This is a genomic window from Flavobacterium succinicans (assembly GCF_001662485.1).
GTDB lineage: Bacteria > Bacteroidota > Bacteroidia > Flavobacteriales > Flavobacteriaceae > Flavobacterium > Flavobacterium succinicans_A.
The window spans coordinates 555,802-573,467 of sequence record NZ_JMTM01000017.1; the positions used below are offsets into that span (position 1 = coordinate 555,802).

General features: G+C 35.0%; 11 protein-coding genes. 3 read left to right on the plus strand and 8 right to left on the minus strand.

All coding sequences use genetic code 11. From position 1 onward, the window contains the following. Positions 1-26: 26 nt before the first annotated feature. From FLB_RS04590 to FLB_RS04625, 8 genes are all read right to left on the minus strand, one after another. A complete protein-coding gene (locus FLB_RS04590) occupies positions 27-2,855 on the minus strand; it encodes an aminopeptidase (RefSeq protein WP_231891040.1) in 2,829 nt (942 codons plus the stop codon). A gap of 541 nt (positions 2,856-3,396) precedes the next feature. Continuing rightward, positions 3,397-4,845, minus strand: a complete 1,449-nt coding sequence (locus tag FLB_RS04595; protein ID WP_082923205.1) for an alpha-L-fucosidase — start codon at positions 4,843-4,845, stop codon at positions 3,397-3,399. A gap of 11 nt (positions 4,846-4,856) precedes the next feature. Beyond that, positions 4,857-5,531 carry a copper homeostasis protein CutC gene (locus tag FLB_RS04600; protein WP_064714770.1) on the minus strand — a complete coding sequence of 225 codons (675 nt, stop codon included), beginning with the start codon at positions 5,529-5,531 and terminating at the stop codon, positions 4,857-4,859. Positions 5,532-5,551: 20 nt separating this feature from the next. Next, positions 5,552-6,556 carry an isoaspartyl peptidase/L-asparaginase family protein gene (locus tag FLB_RS04605; protein ID WP_064714771.1) on the minus strand — a complete coding sequence of 335 codons (1,005 nt, stop codon included), beginning with the start codon at positions 6,554-6,556 and terminating at the stop codon, positions 5,552-5,554. Positions 6,557-6,656: 100 nt separating this feature from the next. Beyond that, positions 6,657-8,123, minus strand: a complete 1,467-nt coding sequence (locus tag FLB_RS04610; RefSeq protein ID WP_064714772.1) for a glycoside hydrolase family 125 protein — start codon at positions 8,121-8,123, stop codon at positions 6,657-6,659. Positions 8,124-8,178: 55 nt separating this feature from the next. Then, positions 8,179-10,455 (minus strand): GH92 family glycosyl hydrolase, encoded by a 2,277-nt coding sequence (locus FLB_RS04615; protein ID WP_064714882.1) that lies wholly within the window; start codon positions 10,453-10,455, stop codon positions 8,179-8,181. Between the two features lie 51 nt (positions 10,456-10,506). Further along, positions 10,507-12,774 carry a GH92 family glycosyl hydrolase gene (locus FLB_RS04620; protein ID WP_064714773.1) on the minus strand — a complete coding sequence of 756 codons (2,268 nt, stop codon included), beginning with the start codon at positions 12,772-12,774 and terminating at the stop codon, positions 10,507-10,509. Between the two features lie 35 nt (positions 12,775-12,809). Beyond that, positions 12,810-14,822 (minus strand): beta-mannosidase, encoded by a 2,013-nt coding sequence (locus tag FLB_RS04625; protein WP_231891041.1) that lies wholly within the window; start codon positions 14,820-14,822, stop codon positions 12,810-12,812. 310 nt (positions 14,823-15,132) lie between these two features. Between FLB_RS04625 and FLB_RS04630 the strand changes: the two genes are divergently transcribed. The 3 genes from FLB_RS04630 (at position 15,133) to FLB_RS04640 (ending at position 17,648) form a co-directional block, all read left to right on the plus strand. Beyond that, positions 15,133-16,011: an AraC family transcriptional regulator gene (locus FLB_RS04630; RefSeq protein WP_064714774.1), complete on the plus strand. Its 879-nt coding sequence runs from the start codon at positions 15,133-15,135 to the stop codon at positions 16,009-16,011. A gap of 472 nt (positions 16,012-16,483) precedes the next feature. Further along, the gene (locus FLB_RS04635; RefSeq protein WP_064714775.1) at positions 16,484-16,831 is read left to right on the plus strand and encodes an L-rhamnose mutarotase; all 348 of its coding nucleotides are present in this window, start codon (positions 16,484-16,486) and stop codon (positions 16,829-16,831) included. Continuing rightward, positions 16,818-17,648, plus strand: a complete 831-nt coding sequence (locus tag FLB_RS04640) for an amidohydrolase family protein (protein ID WP_064714776.1) — start codon at positions 16,818-16,820, stop codon at positions 17,646-17,648. The genes FLB_RS04635 and FLB_RS04640 overlap by 14 nt, the downstream gene beginning before the upstream one ends. Positions 17,649-17,666 lie beyond the last annotated feature (18 nt).

Below are 17,666 nucleotides of genomic sequence, written 5' to 3' on the forward strand. Positions count from 1 at the left end.
ATTTTTTAATCAATTTTTAAATGATTTTAAAACCATTTTCGGGTAAAAAGACTGATTAGTTTACCAGGATCAAATGTTACTACAAAACGAATTTTCTGATTATAATGGGATTGGGATATTTCCCATCCATTGCTTGAATACACCGGGAAATAGAGTTCGAAATAATCCGTAAGTAAATTTAATCGAACGCCACTATCGTAAACAAATTGTGCTTGGGTGCCTCTATTTTTTACAAAACCAACATCGCCATACAATTCTATCCAATTCCAAATATTAAAACTTGCATTACAAGTAGTCAACCATTGATTTGCATAGGGTTTATTGAGTTTTGACTTAAATCCTCCTTCAGCCAAAATAAATTGTCGGCTAAAAAAACCAGTGCTTTCTGAACGACCGTAATAGTTATAGTCAAACAAATAATCGGTCGGACGATCTAAGGCATAACTAAAAAAATTAGAATCAGTTGAAGTGTTGTACAAAAAGCGGCCTACAAATAATCGTACATTCAATTGGCGATTAGCATGAAACAGTTTTCGGTATTCAATTTCTGCCGATGTTTTGCCAAATTCTTTTGCCAATTGCAAATCGGTTGTAAAGCTTAAATGATTGGTTATTTCTGTTTTTGAATTGATGTATTTTGCATTAAAAACAGCATAATTGAGCAAAGATTTGTCTGCTACGATGGCACTTTTTTCTCTTTCGACCATCACATGACGAAAGACCAAAAGTTGTTTGCGATTGTCTCGGAAATCTTTACCTCTTATTTGCATTTGAATCATGGGATTGAGTCGAAGATAGGTGGCATCAGGAGCATAATGAAAGTAGGATGCGCCAAGGGAATAACGAACATTGTATAATCGGCTTTCGCGGTAATTTTGATTGATGACAAAAAAACCAGAACCTGAAAAAGTCTGTGTTTTTATAGAATACATTGGACTAAAGTCGAAAGTAAAAGGTTTGTTTAGAATAGTTTTATTATGAAAACGCATACCAGGAGAAAAACCATCATATACATTGAATCCTAAAGCAGGAGTAAACAAAACTTGATTGTAATAAGGGTCTTCTAAATCTTTTAAGAATACAAATTTTATGGGGCGGTTGTTGGGGAAAAAACCGTCCAATTTCTTCCAGTTATTTCTCAGGTTAAATTCAGGAACTTCATCCTTTATATTCAAAACAATTTTATCGGCATTTTCTCTTGGTATCGTATAAATAGTATCAGGATTTTTTGGAATATCTAGCCATTTACTGAATACAATTGCTCCTTTTTTTATTCCATAAATTGGCATTGGCACTGCTACACCTGTTTTGCTTTTGATGGCAAAGCTAATACTATCTTTGGTATGGGTGACATGATCGAATTTGTAGTCGATGAGTTTTCTGGAGCCAATGATAGTTTCAAAGAACCAGTCGATATTTTTTGAAGTATTCGAATTTAGAATGGTTTTTAAATCTGAGCCATTGGATTGTTTTTGCTGATTTAATTCGAAAAAAGTGGCAATACTTTTAGGAACAACGTCTTCTTTCAAATATTCATTTAAATACCTAAAACTCAATCCTGCTCTATATTTACTGGCAATTTGCTCGTTGAATCGTAGTAATGTGTTTTTGGGATCGCTTAGAGATTGATCCAAATTTTTTCTGGCCATGAGCATATAAAAATAACTGTATTGCTCATTAAAATCTAAATTGATAAGATTGTAGCCTTTAAGTAATTTTATTTTTCCGATCGTTCCAAGCATTTTACTATTAGGATGAAACGTGTCGATGTATTGCATCATCGTAAAAACTTGTATTCCATCATAAATCCAGTTGTCTTCTCTAGGATTCAAACGCAAACTGTTTTTTAAATAATTGTTTAAGAACGTTTTTAAAAATTGCAATTCAAAAATAAATTCGTTGCTAAACGGACTGACAAAAGAAGGCAATTGATTCAGCCCATAAAAAGGGTTATGTTCATAATCTGATTGCGAAACAGTTATTTTTTCATGAGGAAAGGCTCCGATAGTAGTTCTTGCAAAATGGGAAATTTGATTGATAATTATTGCTTTATTGATGGAATCTATTTGATAGTCATTAAGATTGGTTTGTATTTCTATAAAGTCGCTTTTATAAGTCGTAAAACTGTTTTTTTCTTCTATAAACAAACTAAAATCAGTTCTATTTTTATCGCTTAAAAAATAACTATTCGAATGGTTATCTCTGTTCGTTTTTGCACAAATCATATCGCTAGTTACACTAAAATTTAAGGGTACTTTTAGGGTAACTTCATAAGAACAAATAGCGTTGGCGATATCTTCTAAATTGGCATTGCTATTTTGAATAAAATGGTGATTTTCGTATCGGGCAGGCGATAGGAACCAATTTTTCAAGGTCATTTTTTTGGCTGTATAGCCGATTCCAGTAAAACGATCACTAGGAATTTTTGCAGTATATGAAAGTTGAACTAAGGTCGTTTGATGAGGAAGTAATGGTTTTGTAAGCTTTAGCTCTATTACATCTGGTTTTTCATGTAATCGATTCCAAGACATTTCGGTTTGATCCTTATCTTGAATGTTCAAATGAAATGTGCCTCCTCGTTCCTGTTTTTTTGCCAAATGAAAACCACGGTAAAATTCATCCGAGAATCGCTTGCTTAAGGGCGTTGAAACATCGGAATAAGCATGGTTCCAATCGTTCAGGATTATACTCTTTAGTGTGTCGTTAGAGTCATTAAAAAAAAGAAGTTCCTGCTCTACATATAATGATTTATTTACCCAATTTACTGCTACTTCTAATTTAGAATGGTGTTGTGCCTTTATTGAAGGTGAGATAGTAAGTACCAATAAAAGCAATAAAGTATAGGAATTACGCATCAAACAGTGGTAAGTTTTGGGTAAATTTGAACTTTATAAAAATAGGTATTCTTGCTGAAAGTATAGGAAAAGATTTTGAAATGTTTACAATTTCTAAAAATTTGATTTTTGTAACTACTCAGCTTGACCTGCTTTCATTTGGCTCGAGCTTTAGCTGGAGTTATGCAGATTGATTGCTTTGGCTTTAGTCAAATAAAAGTAGCTAATTTTGGTTAAAGTCGTTAAAAACTTTCAAATTTCACTTCTTCAACTAAAGTTAGAGGCAATTAATGTCCAATAAAATGCCAGAAAAGGTGCCATTTTTTTTAAAGAACTGCCCTTAACGCATACCAAAAAATTAAAGGTACCCGTTGGGTGAAATTATTTTTTACCACACTTTGATGCCTCAGTCCAGGCTAGAATCATAGAATTTGCTGTTTTTAAGAGAAACAAATAGACGTTTTACTATTCACATAGGTAATCTATTGTGAAAAAGCGATTTTTTTTCTCGTTCTGTTTATATGGAATAACTAACGGGTAGTCATATAAGTTTTAAATATAATTAGTTGGTTAATTGAATTACAATCGCTTCATGACTAGCTAAAGTAGATCTAAGTTCTTTAGGAATGGCAATTAGAATTCCGTTATTTACTTTTTTATATCTTAATTTTCGTTTGTCACTTAATAAAGTGGCCTTCAAGCTCCCTTTCATATTAGTTTTGATGGCAATTTCGGAAGGGATTTCTTTTTCGTCTTTTGAAGGCAAATAAATGGCATAAATTGTATTTTCTTTTTGAGTATACCCCACTTTTCCATCTAAGTATGGTGTAACGGGTTTGGTATTGTAAATAGCTTCGCCGTTTATTGCAAGCCATTTTCCAACGGCAGCTAGTGTTTTTTCAATTTTTGGGTCAAATTCACCTTTAGCATCAGGTCCTACACCTAGTAGGAGGTTTCCGCCTTTTACCACGATGTTGGTCATCAATTGGATGACTTCTTTTGAGGATTTATACTTGTCATTCGGCACCCATCCCCAAGCTCCACCAAGAGTTATACAGCTTTCCCATGGTACGCTCAAAGGTTTTTCTGGAGTTTTTTGTTCTGGAGTTAAATAATTTTCATATTCGCTAGGAACCCATCGGTCTACAACCAACATTCCAGGCTGTTTTTTTCGAGCCGTTTCTGCGATCAGTTTCATGTTAATATCCATATCGTATGGATATTTGCAGAACTCTTCTACTTTTTTGTTGATGGTGGAGAAGGGGCGCACCCAACAGCCATCAAGCCATAGAATATCTACTTTTCCATAATTTGTGGTTAATTCGTTCAGCTGATTTTGGGTATATTGCACATAGCTTTTCCATCTTTCTGGAAATTTTGTTATATCGTAGGTAGGGTTTCTGTCTTTTGGTGGATAATAAGACCACCAGAAATTTTCTGTTGTCCAATCGGGTTTTGAAAAATACACACCCACTGCCAATCCTTGTTTTCTGGATGCATCCAATACGTTTTTTAAAACATCAGCTTTGGGGTTTTTAGCATAAGGAAATGCTGGATTTGTGATTTTGAAATCGGTGAATTTTGAATCATACATACAGAATCCATCATGGTGTTTGGATGTGAAAATCATGTATTTTGCACCAGCTTCTTTAAACATTTTTGCCCATTTTTCAGCATCCAAATTTGTTGGATTTAATTTGTATTTGGTGTTCCTGTAATCGGTGGCATAGGTATAATAATTGTCATAGCCATCTCTAGTCACCCAATCTTCTGGAGCCAATCCCCAGGATTCTACTGTTCCTAATTGACTGTAAAGTCCCATGTGGATCAATACACCAAATTTGTAGCCCTGCCATTTATCTAGATTAGCTTTTACTTGTGGATCTTTGGTCCAGACATAACTTTCTTCCTCTGATTTGTCCGCTTTTAGGCTAAAATCATTTTGGGCATGAAGGTAAATTGAATGAGCTAATATGAAAGAAGCAAACAAGATTTTGAAGTTGTTTTTCATTTTGTGTTTTTTTACTTTAAATGAGTAGCCAGAGCTTTTACTTCTTTCCCATCGGCTGTCTCGGTTTCGTTGGTGATTGCAGAAGAATGATAATAGGTGGTATTCATTTTTTCTTTTAACAGAGTCACATTTGAGGAACGTACCCCGCCACCAGGCATAATGATGATTCGATTTCCTGCTTTTTTTGTCAATTGTTCTAAAACAGTAATTCCTTCCATCACATTTGGCGCTTGACCTGAAGTTAAAATACTTTTGAATCCACAATCAATAACTGTTTCTAAGGAGTTGTAAACATCGGGGACGACATCAAAAGCGCGATGGAAAGTACAGGGCAACGGTTTTGCTAAAAACACTAATTCTTTATTTCGCTCGCCGTTAATACTGTTGTCTTGATTCAAAATTCCAAATACAAATCCGTCAACTTTAAATTTTTTGTATGCTATTATTTGTTGTTTCATTTGTTCGAATTCTGCATCGCTATAGACGAAATTTCCACCACGTGGTCGAATCATTACATTCATATCAATGGTTAATTTTTCTCTAGCAGCGATTACAGCTTCTTTAGAAGGGGTTGTTCCTCCTTCGTTCATTTCATCACAGAGTTCTACACGATTGGCTCCATTTTTTTGGGCAATTACTGCCGATTCTACATTAAAACAGGCAATTTCTAAATTGTATTTTATCATTGTAAAGGGTAATTGATTATTTATGGTTTTAGATAATAATCCGGATCAATCAATCGGTTTCCGGTATTGTCATAAACGGCATAGTTGAAACCACTCTGAACACAATACGAACCGTATTCGCCTTTTTTGTTCAAAGCAATAAAACCAACTTGAATATCTTTCAAATCCTTATTCCTGTTTTTCATCAGTTTTACAACTCTCAAAACGGCTTCTTCACATGCTTTTTGAGGTGATCTTCCCTGACGCATTAATTCGACCACCAAATGGCATCCCGAAATTCGAATTACTTCTTCCCCATGACCCGTTGCAGTTGCAGCGCCAATTTCGTTATCTACATACAAACCCGCACCAATAATAGGGGAGTCTCCTAAACGCCCATGCATTTTGAAAGCCATTCCGCTTGTTGTACAGGCTCCCGAGAGATTACCAGCGGTATCCAATGCTATCATTCCGATGGTGTCGTGATTTTCGATGTTTGCAATCGGCTTATATTCTGATGTTTTCAACCATTCTTTCCATTCTCTTTCTGAATCAGGTACTAAAAGATTTTCTTTTGGAAAACCTTGTGCTAAAGCAAATTGTAAGGCACCATCGCCCACTAACATTACGTGAGGTGTTTTTTCCATGACGGCACGTGCTACAGAAATAGGATGTTTAATATGTTCTAAGCACCCTACAGCGCCAATATTCGACATTTCATCCATAATACAAGCATCCAGCGTCACGCGTCCATCTCTATCGGGACGCCCTCCGTATCCAACACTTCTTTCCGTTGGATCGCCTTCGGGCACTTTTACGCCTGCTTCTACAGCGTCTAAGGCACGTCCTCCATTTTTTAATATTTTCCACGCAGCTTCATTGGCTTCAAGACCAAAACGCCAAGTTGAAAGTACAATAGGCTTTCTTGTTTTTGGTGCATTTATTATTGTTTCTTCTTCTCCTGATGCTATGCCTTTGAAAGAACTCAATGCGACTGCTGTTGAAGCAATCATTGTTTTTTTTAGAAAATTTCTACGATTTGTCATTTCATTTAAAATTGATTGAAAAAAGGAAGTAGTATAGTTCGTGAGCTCTTACTTTTATAAAATAATTCATTTTCACAACGAAGACTAATGTGTGTTTGGGTTAAATGTTTTTATCGGCTAATATATTTGGATGTTTCTGACTAGTATTGATAATTAATTCCCCAAATAAAGTATTGGCCCAGGCAAACCATTTTCGAGTGAATTTTTTCGCATCATCTTTATGGAATGATTCATGCATAAAACCTGTATCGGCGTGTGTTTTCTTCAAAGTGCTGATACAATATCTAATCTCGTTTTCGTCTACGCTCGTGATAGCTCTTAGAATAATGCTCATTGGCCAAATTGTATCGGTTCCGGTATGGGGGCCACCAATACCTTCGGCTGCTTTTCCTTTGTAAAAAAATGGATTATTATCTGATAGTACCACTTTTCGAGTATTCAAATACAAAGGGTTATCTGGTTTTACAGCGCCTAAATATGGTAATGACAATAACGAAGGGACATTGGCATCATCCATAAAATGAAAACTTCCATAACCGTTTACTTCAAAGGCAATAATTTCGCCAAACTTTGGGTGCATAATGATGCCGTTTTCTTTTAAACCTTTTTGAACTTGTGCTCTCAGTTCGGTTGCTTTGTTTACGATAGCATCATCTTTCAGTGCTGGAGTCGAACACATTTCAATCATATAGCCTAATATTTCGATAGCAAACATATTGCTCGGAATCAAATAGCCAAACAAAGTGCTGTCATCACTTGGTCTAAAAGTAGAAACAATCAATCCGCACGGTTTTACGGGATAGCCATACCCTGATAATGGCACACCATCAGTTGCCCAAGCTGTATTTCTTTGAAAAGTGTACGGTCCTTTGTCTGTCCAGCGTTGTTGTTCTTGGAAGGTTTGCAAAATCAATTGCATCGCTTTTTTCCAACTTTGATCAAACATCGATACATCGCCGGTTTCTTTCCAATATCCATGTGCCAAACGAACGGGGTAGCATAAACTGTCGATCTCCCATTTGCGCTCGTGAATGCCGGGTTGCATTTTGGTTATATCGTTTTTCCATTCACTCACTTGATTGAAGTCTTTGTAAAAAGCATTGGCATAAGGGTCTAACAAAATGCATTTCGTTTGACGATTGATAACGCCTTTCACTAGTTCTTTGAGCTTATTATCTTCTTTTACAAAAGGAATATATGGCCAAATTTGTGCTGTAGAATCACGTAGCCACATTGCATCTATATCGCCAGTTATTACATAGGTGTCTGGTTTTCCGTCTATAATTTCGAAATCGACAGTGGTGTCTAAAGTGTTTGGGAAACAGTTCTCGAACAACCAGGCCAATTCTGGATTAGCGATTTGTTTTTTGATTCTAATAATGGCGTCTTCTATGGCTTTACTAATGAATTTTCGTTGTGCTAAAGGTGGACGTTGACTCACAAAATCAGCTGTTGGATTAAAAAAGGAAGATGCGTTTGAAGCAAAAACTTCGGTATTCAAGGCAAGCAGTCCTGCGGATAAAATCCCTGTGTTTTTTATAAACGTTCTGCGTGATGGTTTATTCATTTGGTATTATTGGTTAATGCGTTTACCTTAGTGTCAATTTATTAAATTCTTAAAGCTATTTACTATAAGAATACGGATAGCTATCTTTCGAAGCACCTCTTTTTTTGTTAGGAGTACTGTTCATGTTAAAATTCAATTCAGCACCTTTTTGTAGTTCAAAATGGTTGATGTAATTTTTGTCGTATACTTTTTGATTCCATTTCAATTCCTGAACAAATTTGTTTTCGGCTGAATTATTATCTGCTTTGATAACTACTTGCTTTCCGTTTTCTAAAGATACAGTTACTTTTTTAAATAACGGTGCCCCTAAAACATATTCATCCGAAGCCGGACAAACAGGGTAAAAGCCCATTGAGGAGAAAACATACCAAGCCGAAGTTTGACCATTGTCTTCGTCACCACAATATCCATCAGGTGTGGGTTTGTACAAACGGTTCATTATTTCTCTGGACCAATATTGAGTTTTCCAGGGTTGACCTGCAAAATTGTATAAATAAATCATGTGCTGAATCGGTTGATTTCCGTGAGCATATTGTCCCATATTCATGATTTGCATTTCGCGAATTTCATGAATTACACTGCCGTAATAGGAATCGTCAAATGTTGGTGGCAATGAGAATACTTCGTCCAATTTTGTCGTAAAGGCTTTTTCGCCTCCCATCAAATTGATCAAACCCTGAATGTCATGAAAAACGCTCCAGCTATAATGCCAGCTATTTCCCTCGGTAAAGGCATCTCCCCATTTAAACGGATTGAAATCTTTGGTAAAACTTCCATCTTTATTTCTACCGCTCATTAATTTGAATTCAGGATTGAAAACATTTTTGTAGTTCATCATTCGTTTTTCGTACACAGCAATTTCTGCTGCGGGACGATGTAAGGCTTTTGCCAATCTCCAGATTGTAAAATCATCATAAGCATATTCTAATGTTCGAGCAGCATTTTCATTGATTTTTACATCATAAGGAACATAACCCAAGGTGTTGTAATACGACACTCCTTTACGTCCTGTGGCATTAGGTCCCTCAGTATTGGCGCCGTGCTGTAATGCCTCGTATAAAGTATTGATGTCGTAGCCTCTCAAGCCCTTCAAATAGGCCTCTGCAACTACTGATGCCGAGTTGTTGCCCACCATGCAGTCTCGTAAACCCGGACTTGACCATTCGGGCAAAAATCCGCCTTCTTTATAATCGTTAATCAAGGCTTCTTGCATTTCTTTGTTAATGGAAGGATAAACCAAATTCAACAAGGGATACAATGCGCGAAAAGTGTCCCAAAATCCGGTTCCGCCATACATATAACCGTCCAAAACTTTGCCATTGTAGGGACTGTAATGAATGATCTTTCCGGTCGCATCCACTTCATATAACTTTTGAGGAAAACAAACTGTGCGGTACAGGCAAGAGTAAAAGGTATTGATTTGCTCTTCGGTTCCGCCTTCTGCTTTTACTTTGCCTAAAGTGGTATTCCAAATCGTTTTGGATTCGGCTACATTTTTTTCGAATGGGGTGTTTTTTAATTCTGCTTTCAAATTTTGTTCAGCTTGTTCAATGCTGATAAATGAAGAAGCTACACGAACATTGACTTTTTCTCCTTTACTGGTTTTAAAACCAATAACCGCTCCTGAATGATCAGATTTCATTTCGAGTTGATCTTGTACCAATCCCTTGTCATTCCAAGTGTATTTTGTTTCAAAAGGCTTGTCGAAAATCAAAACAAAATAATTTTTAAATTGATCAGGAACGCCTCCGCTATTTTTGGTTGAGTACCCAATGATTTTATTTTCTGAAGAAATGATTTTGATATAAGAACCTTTGTCAAAAGCATCAATCACAATTGAAGATTGTTCATTTTCTGGGAATGTGATTTGAAAATGCGCAGCTCTTTCAGTAGCAGTCATTTCGGTGGTAATGTCAAAATCGGCTAGGTAAACACTATAATAATAGGGTTTTGCAATTTCTGATTTATGGCTAAACCAACTCGCTCTGTCGTCTTCTTTGTAGGCTAATTTTCCGGTAACGGGCATAATCGAAAATTGACCATAATCGTTAATCCAAGGCGATGGTTGATGTGTCTGTTTGAAACCTCGTATTTTTTCGGCAGTATACGTGTACATCCATCCATCACCCATTTTTCCTGTTTGTGGAGACCAAAAATTCATCCCCCAAGGTCGAGCAATTGCCGGATAAGTGTTTCCGTTTGACAAACTGTGAACCGATTGTGTTCCCATTAAAATATTGACATGATCCGCTGGACTTTCAGTTTTGTTTTGGGCATTTGCAAAAAAAGCTATAAAAAGAAAAGTCAAAAAGAAACAGTTGCTATTTTTCATTTTAAATTTATTGTTTAGATCTAATGGTAGATTTGTTGCATTTTTCATTTATTACAAAGGTCTGTCAGATTTAGCCGTTCCAAAAGTTCGGGATGGTTTACTGCCCATATATAGTTTTAGCGCTCCATTTTTTATGATCATTTCGTGAGTGATGTATGATTTGGTATAAGGTTTTCCGTTGTATTCTACTTTTTGAATATACTTATTTATTTTGCTGTTATTTACCGCTGTTATTTTGAATGCTATATTTTCTTTGTAATGGATGACGGCTTCATCGACTGCAGGACTTCCAAAAACATAAGTGCCATTTGCTGGATTCACAGCATAGAATCCCATGGCAGACAATACATACCATGCCGACATTTGTCCAACATCTTCATTTCCGCAAATTCCATCAATTTTGGTCGTATAAAATTGGTCAAAAACTTGACGTACTATTGCAGCTGTTTTCCAAGGTTGCCCCACATTCGCATATAAATAGGGAATATGATGACTAGGTTCATTGCCTTGGGCATATTGACCAATTAATCCACTAATGTCTGGTGAGGCATCTTCACCAGCTACTTTTTCTGTCAAAGTAAATAATTGGTCGAATTTCTCAATAAATTGTTGATCTCCACCAAATAAGTCGATTAAACCATAGGGGTCTTGAGGGACGAGCCAGGTATATTGCCAAGCATTTCCCTCAACATAATCATCTTTTCGATGAGAAGAAGAAAGCGGATTAAAAGGCTCATGCCATTGACCATTTGCTAATTTTCCGCGCATGAAACCAGTGTTTTTATCAAAATAGAGTTTGTATAAAGCTGCTCTTTTGGTGAAATAAGCGTAATCTTCCATTTTGTTTAAATCTTTCGCCATGCGGGCAATACACCAATCATCAATTGCATATTCTAAGGCATTGGCTACAGTTTCAAATTGACTGTCTGCCGGAATGTATTGGAGTTTTTGCACATAATCCATTCCTGCACGGGTTTGCATTGCTGTTTTTTTTAGGGCTTCGTATGCCAAATTCACGTCGTAATTTCGATATCCTTTAAAATAAGCATCAACAATTACTGGAATGGAATGGTTTCCGTTCATGCAATCGGTTTCATTTCCCATCAAATGCCAAACAGGCAATCTTCCTTGTTGTTGGTAAATTGCTAAAAACGTTTTTATGATATCGTTGATTTTGTTCTCTTGGATGATAGTGTAAAGCGGATGAAGCGCGCGATAGGTATCCCATAACGAAAAAGTAGTGTAGTTTACAAACCCTTGATTTTTATAGACTTTTTTATCGGTTCCTCTGTAATCGCCATTGGCATCGTTGAAAATTGATGGCGCAAACATCGTGTGATACAATGACGTATAGAAAATGGTTTTGGTATCAGCGTTGGCTTTGATATCGATTTTTGCTAAGGCTTTGTTCCATTTACTATCAGCATTTTGTACTGTTTTGGTAAAATCCCATTGTGGAATTTCGGCTTTGATATTCGCTAGCGCATTTTCTACACTTACGGGTGAAATTCCAACTTTTACCATAAGCACCTTTCCTTTTTTGTTTTTGAAATCCAAAACGGCTTTCATTTTTAGACCTTTGCCTTCAAATCCATTTTTAATAGCTGTACTGTCATACAAGGCTATAGCTGAAATTTCCTCTGAAAATTCCATGGCAAAAAATAACCGTTGGTCATTGGCCCAACCTTTTGAATGGCGAAATCCAACAAGGTTTTTGGAACCTTTTTTTTGTATAAATGTTTCTTCTGGACGATCCCATCCCACACCGTCAGCAAGGTCTAATAAAACATGTGTTTCTTCTTTTGAGTTGAATGTGTATTTATGAAAACCTACTCTTTCTGATGAGGTTAATTCGGCTTTTACTTTGTATTTATCCAAGATAACGCTGTAATATCCTGGTTTTACCACTTCATTTTGATGTGAAAAAGTAGAACCGTAACCGTTTGGAGATTTAATAGCTGCTTTGTGCAAAGGAACTTTCCCTGTTACAGGTAGCAGCAGAATATCGTTCAAATCACCAATTCCGGTTCCGCTTAAGTGCGTATGGGTGAACCCAAGAATCGTATTGCTGGAGTAATTATAGGCACTACACCAATCCCAGCCTTCAAAAATAGTAGAAGGCCCCAATTGAACCGCTCCGAAAGGAACATTTGCACCAACAAAAACATGGCCATGTCCACCTGATCCTATATATGGATTTACAAATTGAGTATACTGAGGAATTGGTGTTTTTTTTATGTTTCCCTGAGAAAAAACAGGTAGCATAAAAAGCATACTTATTGTTGTTAGTATGGTGTCTTTTAATTGGTTTGGTAGCATTTTTTTTCTTTTATTTCTTTCTTAAATTTAAATTATTATTTAGTTCTTCTCAAAACATTAAAAAGGGTTGTAATTGTAACTACAGGTTTTGATGTTGGAGTACTAATGGTGATAGTTTTTTCTTCTCCTGCTTTCAAATCGAAATAATTATCACTTAATCTTCCTGTGTATCCTTTGATATCAATCCATACAAATTTTGCCTCTTTTTTGGCCTTTAATACTATTTTATTTCCTTCAACTTTAAAGGTGATTTGCGGATCTTCTAATTTTAACTCAATTGGCCGTACCTTATCAATTGTCGGTTTTACGTCATCTCTGTAGGCTTCTTTCACGGCATACCAAGCGGCTTTTGGTTGACGGTTGTAATAATCTGTGATACTCCAGCTCGCTACTGGCCAACAATCGTTCAATTGCCACAACAAAGTTCCCATGTTGTAAGGTTCTTTAGAACGGTGAATTCCAATGATGTTTTTGAATGAATAATATTGTAAACATTGGGTCAAATAGGTATAATCTTTTAGCGACCAGGTTTTAACATTTGTCGTGTCTTTAAAATAGCGATTAATGTATGTATTAAGTTTAGTAAATCCTTTTCCAGCTTTTTGATGCGCCTTCAATACCTCCGAAAATAATTTTCGATCCTCTTCCCATGTGATTTTTTCTATTGTAGAATAATTTGGCATGGCTTGCATGCCGTATTCGCTTACAAAACGCCCCGTTTTTTTATGTACGACTTCGATGTCTTCTAATCCCCACCAAGTGCCCCAATAATGACTATCTCCTTGTCGGATACTTTCTTTTTTGCCCCAACCAAAAAGAGGAGAACTGCTAACGTATGGGCGGTATGGATCGACTTCTTTTACCCATTTTGGAATACTATCTTGAAATAATCTTTTGTAGTCCTTCCATAAACGAATAGAGTCATTTTTATTCATTTTGTATGTTTTTTGCCAACCCCAATTTTTGAAAGCTTCGTCAATTTCGTTATTGCCACACCAAACCACAATCGACGGATGATGGCGTAAGCGTTTTACTTGGTATTTTACTTCTTCTCGTACATTGTCAAAAAAGTCTTTGTCACCAGGAACCATCGTTCCGGCAAACATAAAATCCTGCCAAACATAAATTCCGTTTTTGTCACATAAATCATAGAAATAATCGCTTTCATAGATTCCACCGCCCCAAATACGAAGCATGTTCATGTTGGCATCTTTTGCCGTAGCAATTACTTTATCATATTCAGCGTTTGTCATTCTTGATAAAAAGGCATCCGAAGGAATGTAATTAGCACCTTTCATATACACCGCTTTATTGTCTATTTTAAAATAAAATGAAGCTCCAGCGGTATCTTTTTCTTGGATTAATTCGTATTTACGAGGAGCTTTGTATTCTTCTTCGTCTACTTTTTTATTGTAAGCTTCCAAACGAACCGCTTTCCAAATGCCACAAGTGGTGAATTTTGGCCCCCAATCCCAGCCAAAATGATATTGCGCTTTACGAACATAACACCTCGGATTATCAGGAATCACGTACGGTAAATCTTTTTTAGCTAATGAATCCACCACATTTTGGGCTGATGTAAATACCACTCGCAATTCATTATTCTCTGCTTTTAAATTGTGTTTTACATCAACAGACCATTGTCGGAACATATTATTGGTTGTCAAAATTTTTATTCCATTGATATAAACGGTTGCGTAAGTGTCTAATCCATCAAAAATCAATACTTTATTTTCTTTTTTTAGAAATTCAGAAGAGACGTCAAAAGTTGTTTTGTATTCCCAATCTTTTTTCTCTATCCAAACTAATTTTTTCTCGTTATCGCGATAAAAAGGATCCGGAATCATTTTGTTTTTTAATAAGTCAGTATGTACTTCACCGGGAACAGTTGCGGGATGCCAATCATTTTTTGACAGTTGACTAAACTCCCAGCCTTTGTTGATTTCCATCGAAAGTTTTTCTTGGTTATTAGAACAACTAAGGACTAAAAGGGATGCTACTAACAAAAGAAGTATAGGGCAACGTTTATTTTTATTGTTTTTTTTCATCTTAAATTAATTTTGAAAGGAAAAATAGACGTTCTATTTTTTTTGAAATATACAATTTCTAATTTTTCTTACTTATTTAGTGTTGATTTATGGCGATTAGCAAAATTAACATGTTCAGCAAATCATTCGTTTTTGGTCACCAACTATTATAAAAAATGTTTTTTTTAAACAGTTTATTTTTGTCTCAATAGTATGGTTTAGATTTAATACTTTTATTTTTTTAAAAAATTTAAATGTATTACTAAATTGATTTAGTAATTAGCTCAATTTTATCCATATTTAACTAAAATTTATCTTTACGCACTTTAAAATGAAAATAGTAAAAACAAAAATTGCGTCATATACCAATACTTCACTTTCTGTATTTTCCCGTGAAGAATCTTTTTTTCAATCTCCTTTTCATTCGCATCCTGAATTTGAACTCGTTTATATTTTAGAAAGCCATGGGAAACGTATTGTAGGAAACTCAGTTGAGTCTTTTGAACCGGGGGATATGGTGTTGCTTGGTGATGATATTCCCCATGTTTGGCTCAATGATGAAATTTTTTATAAAGGAATTAATAGTTTAAAGGCAAAATCTATTGTTGTTTATTTCAGTAAGGAACTTTTTGGAACCTCATTTTACGAATTGCCTGAAGCTCAAGAAGTCAAAAAGTTTTTGTCGCAAGCCATAAGAGGCGTATGTATTACCGGACAAACGAACCTATTGATTTCGAAAAAACTGAAAAAATTACTTCAAAAGAAAGGATTTGAAGTCATTATGGGACTACTAGAAATTTTGTTTCTTTTATCAAAAAGTAAAGATTTGAGATATATCAACGAAGATTCTTATGTCTCAGTTAATGAAGGAAACAAAAATGATCGACTAGCAGCAGTTTTTCAATATGTAAAATCAAATTATAAAGAGGAAATATCTCTTGATGAAATTTCCAAAATTGCTAATCTAACACCAACTTCTTTTTGTAGAATGTTTAAAGCTAAAACGAAGAAACCTTTCGTAGAATATTTGAATGAAATTAGAGTTGCGAATGCCTGCAAATATTTGATTGAAACCGATTTAGGTATTTCGGAAATTGCTTATGAATGTGGATATAAGACTGCTTCAAACTTCAATAAATTGTTCAAAAAATTAACTGGTACAACTCCCAAAGAATATCGAAAAAAAGCACTTGTTAACTCTGTTTTTTGAAAAAAAATATAGTTAATCTTATACTACAGCTTTTTTCAAATTCAGTATTGTAAGGGTTAAATTATGATACTACTAAAACAAAAAATATATTTTGCTAATTCACTCAAAGGGATTGGTATTGGGTGGTTTATTTCTAAATATATTTTAGATGTAGAGATTTTTCTTTCATATAAATGAGAATTATGTTGTTTTTTATTAAATATTATGTAAAGATAATAATTGCTTAATTAATGATAATTTTGAGTTATAATAGTACATCATAATAGGATAATTTTATTTTTTTAAAATATTGAAAAATATGCTGTTAAAAATATTAAATCGTTTTAGTTAATTAGTGTATTTTCCTTTTAAAAAGGTGTAATAAAAAAGAAGGGTTTCAGAGACCAAAAAATAACAAAAGAATTGAACACAATGAGTTAAGGAATAGCTTAGAACTAATGTTAAGCATATTTCTATTAAAATTTAATAAAGTATGGTAACTCAAAAATATTGTCTTGCATTAGATTTGAAAGATGATCCAATTTTAAAGGCGGAATACCAAAAATATCATGAAAAAGTTTGGCCAGAAATAACCGAAAGTATTACAAAATCAGGAATTGAAAAACTTGAAATTTATTGCATTGGCAACAGATTATTTATGATTATTGAAGCCAATGAAACGTTTACTTTTGAAAGAAAAGATGCGATGGATGCTAGTAATTTGTGGGTTCAGAAATGGGAAGAACAAATGTGGAAGTATCAAAAAGCATTGCCTTGGGCAAAAGAAGGTCAAAAATGGATGTTAATGGAAAAAATATTCGATTTGAATGAGAATAGATAGTCATCAACATTTTTGGAAGTTTGATCCTGTAAAAAGTTCTTGGATAACTGAGGATATGAGAATCTTAAAGCGCGATTTTTTGCCTTCGGATTTAAAACCTTTGTTATTGGAAAATAACTTTGATGGCTGTGTGGCTATTCAAGCAGATCAAACCGAATTTGAAACCGAATTTCTTTTGGAATTATCCAATGAAAATAAGTTCATCAAAGGTGTTGTAGGTTGGATTGATTTGCGTGCAGCAAACGTAGAAGAACGTTTAAAATTTTATTCTAGTTTTCAAAAATTGAAAGGGTTTAGACATATTCTTCAAGCGGAAACTGATTTGGACTTTATGCTTGGTAAAAAGTTTCTGAATGGGATTTCGATGCTAAAAAAATACAATTTCACCTATGATATTTTGATTTTTCCAAAACATTTAGCGTATGCAGAACAACTAGTAGCAAGGTTTCCTGACCAAATATTTGTTATTGATCATTTGGCAAAACCAGATTTTAAACATTTAGATTTTGAAGTGTGGGTAAAGGGAATTACAGCTATAGCGAGACACACGAATGTGTTTTGTAAGGTTTCTGGCTTGGTTACTGAGGCCGATTGGAAGCATTGGAAATACGAAGATTTTCTTTTTTGCCTTGAGGTCCTTTTTGATGTTTTTGGCATAGATCGATTACTGTATGGGAGTGATTGGCCAGTGAGTTTATTGGCTGCTGAATATTCGGTGTGTATGAACATCATTGAGAAATATATGTCAAATCATTCCGATAGTGATAAGCGAAAAGTGTTTGGAGAAAATGCGGTTCGATGCTATGGATTATTGTAATTCAATAAAACAACACCA